The sequence below is a fragment of the Streptomyces sp. NPDC029044 genome (genome assembly GCF_040637495.1).
Taxonomy (GTDB): domain Bacteria; phylum Actinomycetota; class Actinomycetes; order Streptomycetales; family Streptomycetaceae; genus Streptomyces.
Genome location: NZ_JBEZWN010000024.1, coordinates 68,897 through 82,661, shown reverse-complemented (window position 1 = coordinate 82,661; position 13,765 = coordinate 68,897). Strand labels below are relative to the sequence as shown.

Genomic DNA, 13,765 nt, shown 5'->3' with positions numbered 1-13,765 from the left:
CACGGAGTCCGTGGGCAAAAAAAGTTCCGAGGCCTGCGGCCTCGGAAACAGAAAACGAAAAAAGGCACCTTCCGGCAAGGGCGGACGAGACCCACGAGCCGTCTCATCGCCCCTGCACGGAGGGCACCTTCGCGTTCAGGACGTGCTCACGCCCATTGCAGTCCCCCGTTCACCTCGAGTACGTCACCGTTGACGTACGACGCATCGTCCGAGGCGAGGAACACGGCCGCCCTCGCGGCCTCTGCCGCCTCGCCGGCCCGGCCGAGCGCGAACCGTTTGCGGTAGACCTCCCAGACCTTGTCGTTGTGGGTCAGCTCCTTGCCCATGCCTTCGCTGAGGATGCCGGGCGCGAGGGCGTTGACCCGTATCCCGTACCGGCCGAGCTCGATCGCCGTCACCCGCGTGAACATCTCCACCGCCGCCTTGGTGGCGCAGTACCCCGCGGCGCCGACGGAGACCCGGGTGGCCATGCTGGAGGAGACGTTGATGATGGTCCCGCCGCGCTCGCGCAGATGAGGCACCGCGGCGTGGGTGCACAGGTAGACACCCGTGAGGTTGGTGCTGACCATCGCGTCCCAGTCCTCCGGGGCCAGCCGTTCCACCTTGCCGTCACGGTTGACGCCCGCGTTGGCCACGACCACGTCGAGACCGCCGAAGAGGTCCACCGCCGAGCGCATGAGCGCGGCCACCGAATCCGGTGATGTGACGTCCGTCTGCCGGTAGCGGACCCTGCCGGGATACTCGTCGTCGAGCAGCTTGAAGTCGCCTGCGCCACGGGACGCGCACACCACGGACATTCCCTCTTCCAGGAATTCCCTGGCGATCGCGAACCCGAGCCCCCGGGTCCCTCCGGTCACCACTGCCACTCGCCCTTGTGCACGCATGCCCATCTCTCCTCACAGATCGCCAAGTGGGTGTCAGTACCAGGTCAGTACGGCGGCCCCGGCGGTCATGCCGCCGCCGACGCCGGCCAGCAGGATCCGCTCGCCGCGGAGCAGCGGCTGCCGCAGATGGCTGTCGTGCAGGGTCACCGGTATCGAGGCGGCTCCGGTGTTGCCGTACCGGGGAGCGGTGAGCGGCACCCGGGCGGGGTCGAGGCCGAGCATGTCCGTGCAGTGTTCGAGCAGGCGCGTGTTGGCCTGGTGGAACACCACCCGATCGATGTCCCCCAGGGTCAGCTCTGCTTCGTCGAGCACTTCCTGGACGAGTTTCGGCAAGGTGGTGACGACGTAGTCGCGTACTCTCCGGCCGTCCATGCGGAACAGGTGATCGCCCGCCGCGTAAGCCTCCGGATCGAGCGGACGCACGGTCCCCCCTGCCGGCACCCGGACGAGCGAGCTCAGCTCACCGTCGGTGACGAGCCGGCTCGCGTGCAGCCCGAATCCCTCGGGAACCGGGCCGATCAGGGCCGCGCCCGCGCCGTCACCGAACAGGCTGACCGTCCTGCGGTCTTCCCGGTTCATGATCCGCGAGTACATGTCGGCGGCCACTACCAGAGCGCTCCTGCCCTTCATGCGGTGCGCGAGCAACCCTTCGCCGACGGTCAGTCCGAAGAGGAACCCGCTGCACACCGCGTTGACGTCGAAGGCGAACCCGCCGCTCGGCAGGCCGAGTCCGTGCTGGAGCACCGCGGCGGTGGACGGCTGGGGCTGGTCGGGGGTGGAGGTGGCCACGATCACGGCGTCGATGTCGGGCCAGGCAGTGCGGTCCTCGCCGAGCAGGTCGAGCGAGGCCGCGAGGGCGAGGTCCGATGTGGCGACCCCGGGGTCGGCGTAGCGCCTCTCGCGGATACCCGTACGTTCGTCGATCCACTGCTCGGTGGTGCCGCTCCAGGCCGCGATGGCGGCGTTGTCCACGACAGTCGGCGGCAGATGGGCACCCAGGCGCAGAATTCCTATCGGCACTGACGATCAATCCTTCCGCAAATGGCTAGATGGATTTCAGGGAATCGCAGTCGGTCGACCGTCCCTTCGGAAGGCGGCACGAAGACGCTCCACCGGAACGCGGAGATACAGTCGGCACCACGCACTCCACGAGGGTTACAGCCGCAGTCGAGTTCTGTCTTCTCCCTGATTGCTCATCCAGCGAAAGGCATACCGAGTCAGCGCTTGACGTTTCTTGGAATCCGCCCGAGTCTCACTTGAATCCGCTCGGTATCCGCTTGAATCCGGGGTGGGTCCGCCCGGTGAGAATTTCGAGGCCGGGAACCGCGAAAAGGACGGGCGGATGCCACCAGGCCCGCGGGCGGAGTACGAGTTCCGCCTCGACACCCGCGTACGGGCCGATCTGCACGGGCCCGAACGTGGCCGTCAGGAGCACGGTCTCCAGGGGATGCTCGCGGACCGCGAGCATCGTGGCGTGCAGGTAACAGGTGCCGTACGGCACCTGTTCGAGGACGAAGGGGCCGGGGCGCCGTGTGGAGGTCCAACTGGAGGGACGACCCTGGAGTATGGGTCCCTCGAACGAGCCGATGTAGATCGGCGAGAGGGGCACGGCCCGTGCCCTGGTCACACCGCCCAGCCGGCTGCGTTCGGGGCGGGCCCCGTCATCATCGACCCGGGGGCGGGCGGTGAACTCGGCTTGGCCGCGGCTCAGTTGCCGGTAGCGCGTGGGCGGTATACCCACGGAATCGGTGAATCGGCTGGTGAAGCTGCCCGTACTGCTGTATCCGACCATGGAGGAGATACAGGCCACCGCCAGATCCGACTGCTGGAGGAGCCGCTTCGCCTCGCTGATGCGCACCGCGCTGAGGAACCGCCCCGGGGTCACACCGGTGATCTCCGTGAAGATCCGCAGCAGATGGAACTTGCTCACCAGGACCGCACGGGCGAGCTCATCGAGTCCGAGCGGCTCCGCGTAGCGTTCGCGGATGATCCGCACGGCCTGCTCGACGGCGCGCTCCCTGCGCATCAGACACCGATGAGCTCGAACGGCATGGCCGGAACGGAGTGGAAGCGCTCACCGAAACGCGTGAGCTTGGTGGTGAGATAGCCGGCGGCGTCGGACATGGGGTTGTCCGGCGGCAGCGAGGCCAGGTACCCGGCGTGTGCTTCCAGTGCCTTGATCCCGGGGGCCAGACCCTCGGTGCAGTCGACGGCATACGTCGAGTCCGGGGAGCCGCCGACCGCCATGCAGCGCACACCCGACCAGGGCGCGAAACCCTCCTCGACGAGTTCGGGGAAGACCCACGGATTCCCGGCGTCGCCGGCGGCGTCGAGCGCCGCGACGCCGACGTTGCGGTGGTCGGCGGTGTTCCAGTCTCCGCTGCGCCACCGCTCGTAGAAGTTGATGGTGACCAGGATGTCCGGGCGGTACTTGCGGATCGACCGCGCGATGTCACGGCGCAGGGGCAGACCGTACTCGATGGTGCCGTCCGGGTGGTCGAGGAAGTCCACGTCCCGCACCCCGACCGCGGCGGCGGCCCGCAACTGCTCCTCGCTGCGCAACTCACCCGTGGCCTTCGGGGACAGGGTGGCTATCCCCGCTTCGCCCCGGCTGGCCACGGCGTACGCCACGAACTTGCCCCGCGCCGTCCACTCGGCGACCGCGCAGGCAGGCCCGTACTCCAGATCGTCGGGATGGGCGACGACGCACAGGGCGCGCTGCCAGTCCTGCGGCATGGGTTCGTACGGCTTGGTCATGGTGCCTCTCCGTTGGTGACGTTCCTTGCCCGGCCCGCACGTCAGCCGGATCCGGCTCGGTGCTCCGGATCGGTGTCGGCTGCCGCCTGAAGACACTCCTCGAAAAAGGCGAGCGCACGCAGGTGGTAGGAGCGCGCGGCCCGGCCGAGGCTGATGTTGTGGCCCGCGGCGGGCTGGTGCTCGACCCTGAGGACGGGCGCCTTGCTCAGCCGGGCGGCCAGCTCGGCGAGGTCCGGCTCCGCGTGCCGCCACCAGCCCTCGTGCTCGGCGAACGTCAGCCTGAGCGGGATGCCGATCCGCGGCGCCAGCTCCTCGAATCGCTGGGGCCACAAGGGGACTTCGGCGCCCTCGCGTACGGGAATGGGAGCCACGAGGGACTCGGCCGCGCGGAACGTGCCCGGCGGGTAGAGCCCCAACGGGCCCCAGTTGCGCTCCCATTCGAGGTGCCGGCGGAGCCGCTGCCGCTCGGCGGGTTCGATCGCGTAGCGGTGGCCGACGCCCGAGGCGTCGAGCGCGAGCAGGCCGGGGGTGCGCGCGACGGTCGCCAGGGCGAGCTTCCCGCCGTAGGAATGGGCGAGGAGCAGAAAGCCCCGGCCGACCGTGTACCGGCCGGCGAAGGCGTCGAACGCCGCGGACAGGACGGCCGCCTGCTCGTCGAGCGTCATGCCCCCGGGTACCTGCTGGGCGGAGTGACCGTAGCCGGGCCGGTCCAGGGCGAGGACCGTGAAGCCGAGCCGGGCGCCCAGCGTGAGCAGGGACAGGTCGGCATCGGCCTGTCCGTCGAAGTAGCCCGCCCGCATACCGCCGCCGTGCACGGCGACGACGGTCGCCCGCGGCGGCCCGTCGGCCGGCTCGGCGAGCAGCCCGGACAGGGTGAGGCCCGCGGCTTCGAGAAGAATCGGGCGCACCCCGGTCGAAGGGGTGGGCGACGGCGTCCTGCGGGCCGTCCTGGACACGCTCATCGGAGGTCCTTGTCGGTCGGCGGTGGACGGTCCGGCGGCCGGGGTGCGCGCAGACGGCTACGGCACCCCGGCACTGCGTACGGCCTCGGGCTGTACGCCCTGACGAGGGGGCGTGACTGCTCAGGCGAGCTGACGGGCGAAGGTGGCCATGTCGAAGTAGAGGGTCTCGTCGACGAGGACGTCACCGTCGAAGTGGAAGAAGACGGCGACCGGGGCGTCGACGGACTTGCCGCGGTTGGGTATCCCGCGCCAGTCCGCCTCCTGCGTGGCGCGGAACTGGGCCTCGAGGATCACCGCGGTCGGCGTGTGGTGGACGTGGATCAGGTCGTGCTCGGGGTTCGGGAAGGCCTCCTTCAGCTCGGCGAAGTACTGCTCCTTGATGGCCTTCTCGCCGATGAACGGGCTCTCCTCGTACGCCATGACGCGGTAGACGCCGCCGCGCGGGAATGTGGCGAGCACCCCGTCGATGTCCCAGGCGTGCTCGGCGATGGTGTGCTCCATGACGACGGCCTCGCGCCTCTTGCGCAGGTCCGCGTCGGGCTGCGCAAGGTCGGCGCCGGGCAGCTTGAACTCGTGCTCCTCGGACATGAGGGCTCCTTCAGACATCGACGTGTTCGATTCGGCTGCCGACGCTAGGCCGCTGCGCTCGTCTGTTCCTCGCGGGCTGCTGGAGCGCGGGCACAGCGTCAGGTGCGGCCGTTTCGTACGCGGGCCGGTGTCGCCGCCCGCTCCGCCGGCCCGGACGCCCGGACCGCGCCGTACCCGCCGTACCCGCCGTACCCGCCGTACCCGCCGTACCCGCCGTACCCGCCGCCCGTACGACCGTGCCGACCAGGCGATACACCGGCCGTCAAGACGCACTCCAGTCCTGCGCCCATCCGGCTGTCCCAGAGTCGGACCCAAGGCTCCGAACCGACAAGGCAGCAACGGCGGCTCTGCGTGCCACCACCCGACTGCAAGGGAGACGCTATGGAACGCGCCCATCCTTCGGCGCAGAATCTCTACCGGCTGCTCATGGGGCCCGCGGCCGTCACTCCGGACAAACCCGCGGTGGTCCAGGCGGACGAGAACGGTGTTCTCGAGGAGTTCTCCTACCGCCGGCTCGGCCTGATGGCCCGCGAGTACGCGGCGGTCCTCGACGGTCTCGGCCTGGATGTCGGTGACCGTGTGGTGGTCGAGGCGGACACCTCCGCGTCCGCGGTGGCCATGCTGCTCGCCTGCTCCGCCCTCGGCCTGCCGTTCATCCCGGTGAGCCCGCAGACCCCGGACACCCGGCTGCGCTCGATCTTGCGGACGGTCGAACCCGCGCTCCACGCACGGGCGGACGGCCTCGACCACAGGGAACACGCCGCGGCGGTCGGCAGCGCCCGGTTCGGCCCCGGCGGACTCGTCGTCGAGCAGCCGCCGGTGCGCAAGGTACGCAGGCGGCGCAGCGTCCTGGCCACCGACCCCGCGTACATCATCTTCACCTCCGGATCGACAGGCCGCCCCAAGGGCGTGGTGATGAGCCACCGGGCGATCGTGACGTTCCTGCGGGCGATGGCCGACGACGGTCTCGCCGGGCCCGGCGACCGGGTGGCGAGCACCTCACCGCTCCAGTTCGACTTCGCCCTGTTCGGGATCGGCGTGGCCCTCAGCAGTGGCGCCACCCTCGTCCCGGTACGGCGCGAGGACCTGGCCTCACCGCGGCGCATGATCGGATTCCTGCGGGATGCCCAGGTCACCCAGGTGCACGGCGTCCCCTCACTGTGGCGTCCCGTACTGCGCCACGACCCCGACCTCCTCAAGGAGTTGGAGCACCTTCGCTCGGTCGTCTTCGCGGGCGAGGAGTTCCCCACCCCGGAACTGCGCCGCCTTCAGGAGTCGCTGCCCGGCGCCCGCCTCGTCAACGGCTACGGGGCCACGGAGTCGATGGCCGCCTCCTTCACCGAGGTACCGCATCCGCTGCCGGCCGGGCAGGAACGCCTTTCGATCGGTCACGCCCACGCCGGCGCCGAGATGACCCTCGTCGACGAGCACGGACACGTGATCACCGAGCCGGGTCCGACCGGGGAGATCTACCTGCGCAGCCCGGCTCTGTTCACCGGGTACTGGAACGACCCCGAGGCCACCGACGCGGTGCTCGTGCCCGACCCGGTCGAGCCGCGGCTCGGGCAGCGGGTGCTGCGCACCGGCGACCTGGCCCGCCTGGGCGCGGACGGCGAGCTGTACTTCATCGGCCGCTCCGACTACCAGGTGCAGATCCATGGCAACCGGGTGGAACTCGGCGAGATCGAGGGCACCCTGACCCGTCTTCCCGCCGTCACGGCGGCCGCGGCCACGCTGGTTCCGCGCGCGGGCGGCCACGTACTCGTGGCGGCCGTCGTCCTCGACGGTGCGCGGACACAGCTCGATGTGGGCGAGGCGCTGGAGTTCTGCGCCCGTGAGCTGCCCTCCTACATGGTGCCCCGGTCGATCCGCACCGTGCCGGAGCTTCCCCTGACCACCAACGGCAAGGTCGACCGCGCCTTGCTCACGCAGGAACTGGCCGCCCCCCGACGGACACCGGCCGCACGACAGGCCACGAACGCTTAGGAGTCACACGTGACGTACACCTTGTCCATCGGCCGGCGGGTGCAGCTGGCAGAGGTCGAATCGACCGCGGCGGCAGCCGACGAGGTAGCCATCGACGACACCGTACGAGAACGGGTGCAGGCCTCCCGCCGTACGCTGGAGAAGTTCGTCGCCGAGGAGCGAGTGATCTACGGCGTCAACACCAGCATGGGAGGGTTCGTCAACTACCTGGTGCCGGTCACCATGGCCCGGCAGCTCCAGGAGAACCTGCTCAACGCGGTGGCCACCAATGTCGGTGACCACCTGGACGACACCACGGTCCGCGCGATCATGATGTCCCGCATCGTGTCGCTGTCCCGCGGCAACTCCGCCATCTCCCCCGCCAACCTCGACAAGCTGATCGCGGTGCTCAACTCGGGTGTCGTGCCGTGTGTGCCGGAGAAGGGCTCGCTGGGCACCAGCGGCGACCTCGGGCCGCTCGCCGCGATCGCCCTGGTCTGCATAGGGCAGGGCAAGGCGCGGCTGAACGGTGAGCTGCTGCCGGGCGCGGAGGCGCTGCGCCGGGTCGGGATCGAGCCGATGGAGCTCAGCTTCAAGGAGGGCCTCGCGCTGATCAACGGCACCTCCGGCATGGTCGGCCTCGGCAGTATCAACATCGCGCGGGCCCGCCGGCTCCTTGAGACGTATCTGCTCATCTCGGCGCTGTCCGTGGAAGGTCTCGCCGGCAAGACCAAGCCGTTCGACCCGCGGGTCCACGCGCTCAAGCCGCACAAGGGCCAGCAGGCGGTGGCCAAGTTCCTCTGGGACACGCTGACCGACTCCGCGCTCGCGGTCGACGAACTCGACACCGAGCACCTCCTGTCGGGCGAGATGGGTGACACCGCCAAGGCCGGATCGCAGTCCATCGAGGACGCGTACTCGATCCGCTGCACCCCGCAGATCCTCGGACCCGTCGTGGACAGCCTCGCCTCGATCGAGCGCACCGTCGAGGACGAACTCAACTCGTCCAACGACAACCCGCTGGTCAACCCCGACGAGGCCGAGGTGTTCCACAACGGGCACTTCCACGGTCAGTACGTGGCGATGGCCATGGACCATCTGGCGATCGCGATGACCACGCTGATGAACCTGTCGAACCGCCGTATCGACAGGTATCTCGACAAGAGCAACAGCGAGGGGCTGCCCCCGTTCCTGTGCCGGGAAGACCCCGGTCTGCGGCTCGGCCTGATGGGCGGGCAGTTCATGACCGCGTCCCTGACCGCGGAGACCCGCGCGAAGGCCATGCCCATGTCCATCCAGTCGCTGACCTCGACCGGGGACTTCCAGGACATCGTCTCCTTCGGCTTCGTCGCGGCCCGGCGCGCACGGGAGATCATCGACAACGTGGCCTACGTGGTCGCCTTCGAGCTGCTGTGCGCCTGCCAGGCCGTCGACATCCGGGGAACGGAGGGTCTTTCGCCCGCGACACGGCGGCTCTACGAGCAGACGCGCGAGGTGGTCCCCTACCTGGACCACGACGTGACGATCACCGACTACGTGGAAGAGCTCGCGCGGCGCCTCGTCGCCGAGCCGGGCCTGGGCTGAGGAGTGCCGTGCGCGCCTTGTCCCGGACAGCGAAGGTGTTCGACGCGCTTGACCGCCCACCGCAGATCGACCCGGCCGCCGAGGGCACCCGGGTCACGGTGCGGATCCCTGTGGAGCGGGCCACCGCGCACATGGCCGGCCACTACCCGGGCTTCCCGATTCTGCCGGGGGTGCTCCTGATCGACTGTGTCCGCCAGGCGGCCGGAGAGGCTCACGGCACCGAGCTCCGGCTGCGCAGCATCGACCGTGCCCGCTTCACCCGCCCGTTGCTTCCGGGCGACGAGCTCGAACTGTCCCTGCGGATCACGTCCGGCCCGGACGGGCGCGTGCTGGTGCGCGCTCGCGGCGCGCGCTCCGACGGCGCGCTGGCGGCGCAGCTGACCGTCACGCTCGAACCCGTGGTGGCCGCTGAACCCGTGGTGGCCGCTGAACCGGTAGTGGCCGATGCTTGACCACAGCCAGGTGCGCGAGCGGCTGCGCCAGCGCCCCCCGATGCTGCTGCTCGACACGGTGCGGGAGTTCTCGCCGCCCGGCACGCTCGTCGCCACCAAGGCCGTCACCGGTGGCGAGGACTGCTACCGGAACATGGCGGACGGAGCCGGCACCGACGACTTCGCCTACCCATCGGTGCTCCTGCTCGAATCGTTCGGACAGGCGGTCTCCCTGCTGTGGTCGCTCGCCGGTCTCGGCCCTGCGGAGGAGATTCCGCTGATGGTCGGCATCCGCGACCTCGTGTACGCATCGCCGGCCGTGCCCGGAGACCTCCTCGAACACCACGTGGAGCTGCGCCATCACTCCGGCGCGGTCGGCGAATTCACCGGCGAGACCCGGGCAGCCGGCCGCACCGTACTCACCGTGGCCTCCCTCCTCGTCGTCTCGCGCCCGGCCGAGAGCCTGCTCACACCGACACCGCATCCATCGAAGGACGGCTGATGAACGACACCGACAACCCGCTCTCCAGGGTCCGCGCGATCGTGGCGGAGATCCTCGCCCTGAGCCCCGAGGAGATCGACGACACCGCCGACCTCTTCAACGAGTACGAGGCCGATTCGCTCAACCTGATCGAGATCGTCGCGCAGGTGGAGAAGCAGTTCCGCGTGGTGCTGCCCCAGAAGGAACTGCCGCGGGCGCGCTCCATAGCCGCCCTGCGCGATCTCCTCGTCGGCCAGGCGGCCTGACCACTCGGCCGCGACGGCCCTGTCCGCAGCCATAGGAGGAAGGCCAGTGACGACCCCGACCAGCCAGGCACCACCCGCGCCGGGCGCGCTCGCCGTACGTGCCGTACGCGGTGCCACCCAGGTCGCCCGCGACGACCCCGCACTCATCGAGCAGGCCACCGGCGAACTTCTCGGCGAGATCCTGCGCCGCAACAGTCTGAGCGAGGCGGACCTGATCAGCATCGTGTTCACCGCCACCCACGATCTGTGCTCCGCCTTTCCGGCGGCGGCGGCCAGGAAGCTGGGCCTCACCGACGTACCGCTGCTGTGTACCTCGGAGATCGCGGTCCCGGGCTCGCTGCACCGCGTCATCCGGATCCTGGCGCATGTGCACAGCACACGGCCACGGGACGCCGTGCGCCACGTCTATCTCGGCGCCGCGGCGGCGCTGCGTCCCGATCTCGACGCCCCGCCCCCGAGAACTGACTCCCCTCTGCCTCAAGGAGCTTGACGATGTCCGTGATGCCTGTCGCCTCCCCCGTACATGACCGAGCCCTCCCACCCGAGACGGCCTCCGGCGTCGCCACGGGCCGGCTTGTCGCCCCGGAGCAGCAGCCCGTATGGGCCGATCCCGCGCGCGCGTCGGCGGTGCGGGCGGAACTCGCCGCCAGGCCGGGCCTGGTGGGCTGGGAGGAGGTGCAGCTGCTCCGCCTGCTGATGAGCGAGGCGGCCGGCGGCTCGTACCAGGTCATCATGGCCGGGGACTGCGCGGAGGACCCGGCCGAGTGCGGACCGCAGGCGGTGAACCGCAAGATCGGTCTGATCGACGCGCTGGCCGGAGTCATGAAGATCAACACCGGCAAGCCGGTCATCCGGATCGGCCGTATCGCCGGACAGTTCGCCAAGCCCCGAAGCTCCCCGACCGAGGTGGTCGACGGACGTGAACTGCCGGTGTTCCGCGGCCACTTGGTGAACGGCCCCGCCCCCACGCCGGGGGAGCGCCGCGCCGACCCCGACCGCATGCTCTCCTGCTACGCGGCGGCGGAGCGGGCCACCACGCTGCTGCGCCAGCGCACCGGTGCCTGGATGCCGCCCACCGGAGCACCGGTGTGGACCAGCCACGAGGCGTTGGTTCTCGACTACGAGCGGCCGCTGCTGCGCCGCACGGCGGGCGGCCAGAGCTATCTGTCCTCCACGCATCTGCCCTGGATCGGTGAGCGCACCCGGGACCCGGAGGGCTCGCACGTCGGTCTGCTCGCGGCGGTGGCCAATCCCGTCGCGTGCAAGGTCGGCCCGGCCATGACCCCCGCGGAACTGGTGAACCTGTGCAGCAGGCTCGATCCGGGCAGGGAGCCTGGCCGGCTCACGCTGATCGCCCGCATGGGCGCCTCCCAGGTCGCGGAGAGACTTCCTGCGCTGATCACGGCGGTACGCGATGCCGGTCATCCCGTGTCCTGGCTGTGCGACCCGATGCACGGCAACACCGTCAAGACCGCCACCGGCCTCAAGACCCGGTCGGTGCACACCATCATCGAAGAGGTCGTGGCCTTCCAGCAGGCGGCGGCGAAGGCGGGCGGTGTCGCGGCCGGCCTCCATCTGGAGACCACGCCGGACGACGTCACCGAGTGCGTCTGGAGCGAGGCGAGGACCGCGGAGGTCGGCCGGCACTACACGACGCTGTGCGACCCACGCCTCAACCCCCGCCAGGCCTTCACCGTCGCCGGGGCCTGGAGCGCCGCCTGACCGGCCGAGACCCGAGGGAATACGCCCATGTCCATCGCCTATCTGGGCCCGCCGGGCTCCTTCACCGAAGCAGCTCTCGACGGGCTCTACGTACCGCGGCACAACGCCGTGCCGTATCCGACGGTCCGGCAGACCCTCGACGCCGTGCGCCGCCAGGAGGCGTCGGCCGGTGTCGTCCCCTGGGAGAACTCGGTCGAAGGAGCGGTCACCGAGTCCGTCGACGCGCTCGCCTCCAAGAGGGATCTGTCCATCGTCGGCGAGACGCTGCTGCGCGTGGAGTTCGCTCTGGCCGTGCCCCCGTCCGGCACCCTCGCCTCCATCCGGACGGTGTTGACGCATCCCATCGCGCATGCCCAGTGCCGCACGTGGCTCGACGACCACCTGCCGCGGGTCGACGTGGTCACCACCTCGTCCACCGCCCATGCCGCCCGCGAGGTCGGCACCACGGGCACGCCCGGCCTCGCCGCCATCGCCTCACCCAACACGCTCCGGCGCTACGGGCTCGACATCGTCGCCGGCGACATCGGGGACAGCCGGGACGCGGTGACCCGCTTCGTGAAGGTCGCCCCGCCCAGGGTGGGTTCCCTGCCGACCGGCACCGACCGCACGAGCCTGGTCGTGCCGCCCACCGACGAGATGCGTCACCTGCACGACGTACTCGACGAATTCGACCGTTCCGGGGTACCGCTGACCTCCATCCTGTCCCGGCCGGGCGGCTCCGGACTCGGCAGCTATTTCTTCCTCATGGAATGCGAGGGCCATGCACACGACCCCGTCGTGGGGCCACTCGTCGCCGCCCTTGCCCGGCGCCACCACGCCTACGTCCTCGGCAGCTACCCGCGCGCCGATCTCGCCCTCGCCCTGAACACAGCGGTGCCCGCGCAGACGTGACAGGTCACGCGGCAGTGGCCGCACGGACCTGACAGGCCCTCGGCAGTGCCCGCTCGGACTCGGTGCCCGAGCGGGCACTGCCGCGTGGCCGACCGGCTCAGAACGGCTCCATCAGCCTGGCCAGCGCCCGTTCCACGACGGCGGTCTGCGCCTGTGGCGGCGCCTGCTCCTGTTCGAGCCTGCCGATCTCGATGGAGCTTTCGACCACGAAACGGCACCGCTGCTCATGCCGGGCGGAGAAGGCCTCGAACGTCGCGGCGACCTCGTCGTGGCGGCCCAGCTCCTCCGCGAGCACCAGGGCGTCCTCGACCGCGATGCCCGCACCGGAGGCCAGTTGCGGTGTCGTGGGGTGGGCGGCGTCACCGATCAGGAGCACACGTCCCCGGTGCCATGGGCCCGGCAGCGTGAACGACTCAAGCGGCCGGTAGGCGATCTCGGTGTCCTCGCGGATCGACTCCCGGAAGGTCTCCACGTACCCGCCGTAGGGCTTGAGGAGTCCGGCGAGGCCGGCCGGCAGCTCGTGCGCCGCACGGACCGTCCGCGGCGTCCGCTCCACCACGAACATGTACATCCGGGTCGCCGAGACAGGTGTCCAGCCGACCTTGACCTCGCCGCCGAGGAAGTAGTGCCGACGGTCGACGTCCGGTGGCCTGGGGACGAACATCCGCCACACGCTCTGTCCGGTGTACTGCGGCTCGGGGGCGGCCGGGAAGAGCTGGCGCCGGGTCCGCGAGTAGATCCCGTCCGCTCCGATCACCATGTCGTAGCGGGCGTTCGTACCGTCGCTGAAGGCGACGTCGACGCCGCTCGCGCCCTGACTGAAGGACGCGACCGACAGGCCGAAGCGCGGGCGCACACCACTGGCGAGCACATGCGAGGACAGGATCCGGTAGAGCACCGGCCGTCCTATCCCGCCGGAGCCGCACACCCCGGACCCGGCCGGCATCGGCGTCGGGATGTCCCGGATGTGCGTGCCGTCCACACCGCACACCCGGATGCCCTCGCCCACGTACCCGTGCGCCGCGACCTCCTCGTACACCCCGAGCCGGCGCAGCGCGCGCAGCGTCGGTCCGGTGATGGTGAGGCCCGCGCCGAGAACCGTCCAGTCGGGCTCGATGTCGATCAGGTCGACGGCGGCGCCGGTGCGCCGCAAGGCGATGGTCGCCGACATGCCGGCGATCCCGGCACCGATGATCAGCACGCGTACGGCCGGCTGAGAAGTCATCGTGGCTGC

Annotated in this window: 15 protein-coding genes; 8 read left to right on the top strand and 7 right to left on the bottom strand. The window is 70.3% G+C overall.

The annotated features are described in order from the left end of the window. Positions 1-146: 146 nt before the first annotated feature. The 6 genes from AB0E85_RS20645 to AB0E85_RS20620 all read right to left on the bottom strand — a co-directional run bounded on the left by AB0E85_RS20645 (position 147) and on the right by AB0E85_RS20620 (position 5,191). On the bottom strand, positions 147-884 hold the full coding sequence (locus tag AB0E85_RS20645; RefSeq protein ID WP_361929040.1) for an SDR family NAD(P)-dependent oxidoreductase: 738 nt from the start codon (positions 882-884) through the stop codon (positions 147-149). A gap of 33 nt (positions 885-917) precedes the next feature. After that, positions 918-1,904 (bottom strand): ketoacyl-ACP synthase III, encoded by a 987-nt coding sequence (locus AB0E85_RS20640; RefSeq protein ID WP_361929038.1) that lies wholly within the window; start codon positions 1,902-1,904, stop codon positions 918-920. A gap of 232 nt (positions 1,905-2,136) precedes the next feature. Next, the gene (locus AB0E85_RS20635; protein ID WP_361929036.1) at positions 2,137-2,910 is read right to left on the bottom strand and encodes an AraC family transcriptional regulator; all 774 of its coding nucleotides are present in this window, start codon (positions 2,908-2,910) and stop codon (positions 2,137-2,139) included. Next, positions 2,910-3,641: a PIG-L family deacetylase gene (locus AB0E85_RS20630; protein WP_361929034.1), complete on the bottom strand. Its 732-nt coding sequence runs from the start codon at positions 3,639-3,641 to the stop codon at positions 2,910-2,912. Before AB0E85_RS20630 ends, AB0E85_RS20635 begins: the two co-directional genes overlap by 1 nt. A 41-nt stretch (positions 3,642-3,682) precedes the next feature. After that, entirely contained in the window at positions 3,683-4,603 is a 921-nt protein-coding gene (locus tag AB0E85_RS20625; protein ID WP_361929032.1) for an alpha/beta fold hydrolase, read from the bottom strand. A gap of 120 nt (positions 4,604-4,723) precedes the next feature. Continuing rightward, a complete protein-coding gene (locus AB0E85_RS20620; RefSeq protein ID WP_361929030.1) occupies positions 4,724-5,191 on the bottom strand; it encodes an ester cyclase in 468 nt (155 codons plus the stop codon). Positions 5,192-5,572: 381 nt separating this feature from the next. On the opposite strand from AB0E85_RS20620, the gene AB0E85_RS20615 reads away from it, so the two are divergent. Genes AB0E85_RS20615 through pheA form a run of 8 tightly spaced genes read left to right on the top strand, consistent with a single transcriptional unit; the run spans position 5,573 to position 12,531 of the window. Next, positions 5,573-7,177: an AMP-binding protein gene (locus tag AB0E85_RS20615; protein ID WP_361929027.1), complete on the top strand. Its 1,605-nt coding sequence runs from the start codon at positions 5,573-5,575 to the stop codon at positions 7,175-7,177. A gap of 9 nt (positions 7,178-7,186) precedes the next feature. Further along, positions 7,187-8,740 carry a phenylalanine aminomutase (D-beta-phenylalanine forming) gene (locus AB0E85_RS20610; RefSeq protein WP_361929025.1) on the top strand — a complete coding sequence of 518 codons (1,554 nt, stop codon included), beginning with the start codon at positions 7,187-7,189 and terminating at the stop codon, positions 8,738-8,740. 17 nt (positions 8,741-8,757) lie between these two features. Further along, positions 8,758-9,192, top strand: coding sequence for a hypothetical protein (locus tag AB0E85_RS20605; RefSeq protein WP_361929023.1), 435 nt, complete (start codon positions 8,758-8,760; stop codon positions 9,190-9,192). Further along, positions 9,185-9,673, top strand: a complete 489-nt coding sequence (locus tag AB0E85_RS20600) for a hypothetical protein (protein ID WP_361929020.1) — start codon at positions 9,185-9,187, stop codon at positions 9,671-9,673. The genes AB0E85_RS20605 and AB0E85_RS20600 overlap by 8 nt, the downstream gene beginning before the upstream one ends. Next, positions 9,673-9,918 carry an acyl carrier protein gene (locus AB0E85_RS20595; RefSeq protein ID WP_361929018.1) on the top strand — a complete coding sequence of 82 codons (246 nt, stop codon included), beginning with the start codon at positions 9,673-9,675 and terminating at the stop codon, positions 9,916-9,918. The genes AB0E85_RS20600 and AB0E85_RS20595 overlap by 1 nt, the downstream gene beginning before the upstream one ends. Positions 9,919-9,964: 46 nt before the next feature. Next, complete coding sequence (aroH, locus tag AB0E85_RS20590) at positions 9,965-10,408, top strand: chorismate mutase (RefSeq protein ID WP_361929016.1); 444 nt, start codon at positions 9,965-9,967, stop codon at positions 10,406-10,408. Positions 10,409-10,410: 2 nt separating this feature from the next. Next, complete coding sequence (locus AB0E85_RS20585) at positions 10,411-11,640, top strand: 3-deoxy-7-phosphoheptulonate synthase (protein ID WP_361929014.1); 1,230 nt, start codon at positions 10,411-10,413, stop codon at positions 11,638-11,640. A 27-nt stretch (positions 11,641-11,667) separates the two neighbouring features. Continuing rightward, entirely contained in the window at positions 11,668-12,531 is an 864-nt protein-coding gene (gene pheA, locus AB0E85_RS20580) for a prephenate dehydratase (RefSeq protein ID WP_361929012.1), read from the top strand. 97 nt (positions 12,532-12,628) lie between these two features. Here pheA and AB0E85_RS20575 read toward each other — a convergent pair whose 3' ends face one another. Next, complete coding sequence (locus tag AB0E85_RS20575; protein ID WP_361929009.1) at positions 12,629-13,756, bottom strand: FAD-dependent oxidoreductase; 1,128 nt, start codon at positions 13,754-13,756, stop codon at positions 12,629-12,631. Between the last annotated feature and the right edge of the window lie 9 nt (positions 13,757-13,765).

Bases quoted from the DNA above. Each gene is read 5' to 3' on its own strand.
- AB0E85_RS20645 (WP_361929040.1), bottom strand. From the start codon at position 884: ATGCGTGCACAAGGGCGAGTGGCAGTGGTGACCGGAGGGACCCGGGGG.
- AB0E85_RS20615 (WP_361929027.1), top strand. From the start codon at position 5,573: ATGGAACGCGCCCATCCTTCGGCGCAGAATCTCTACCGGCTGCTCATG.
- AB0E85_RS20635 (WP_361929036.1), bottom strand. From the start codon at position 2,910: ATGCGCAGGGAGCGCGCCGTCGAGCAGGCCGTGCGGATCATCCGCGAA.
- AB0E85_RS20575 (WP_361929009.1), bottom strand. From the start codon at position 13,756: ATGACTTCTCAGCCGGCCGTACGCGTGCTGATCATCGGTGCCGGGATC.
- AB0E85_RS20600 (WP_361929020.1), top strand. From the start codon at position 9,185: ATGCTTGACCACAGCCAGGTGCGCGAGCGGCTGCGCCAGCGCCCCCCG.
- AB0E85_RS20630 (WP_361929034.1), bottom strand. From the start codon at position 3,641: ATGACCAAGCCGTACGAACCCATGCCGCAGGACTGGCAGCGCGCCCTG.
- AB0E85_RS20585 (WP_361929014.1), top strand. From the start codon at position 10,411: ATGTCCGTGATGCCTGTCGCCTCCCCCGTACATGACCGAGCCCTCCCA.
- AB0E85_RS20620 (WP_361929030.1), bottom strand. From the start codon at position 5,191: ATGTCCGAGGAGCACGAGTTCAAGCTGCCCGGCGCCGACCTTGCGCAG.
- pheA (WP_361929012.1), top strand. From the start codon at position 11,668: ATGTCCATCGCCTATCTGGGCCCGCCGGGCTCCTTCACCGAAGCAGCT.
- AB0E85_RS20625 (WP_361929032.1), bottom strand. From the start codon at position 4,603: ATGAGCGTGTCCAGGACGGCCCGCAGGACGCCGTCGCCCACCCCTTCG.
- AB0E85_RS20595 (WP_361929018.1), top strand. From the start codon at position 9,673: ATGAACGACACCGACAACCCGCTCTCCAGGGTCCGCGCGATCGTGGCG.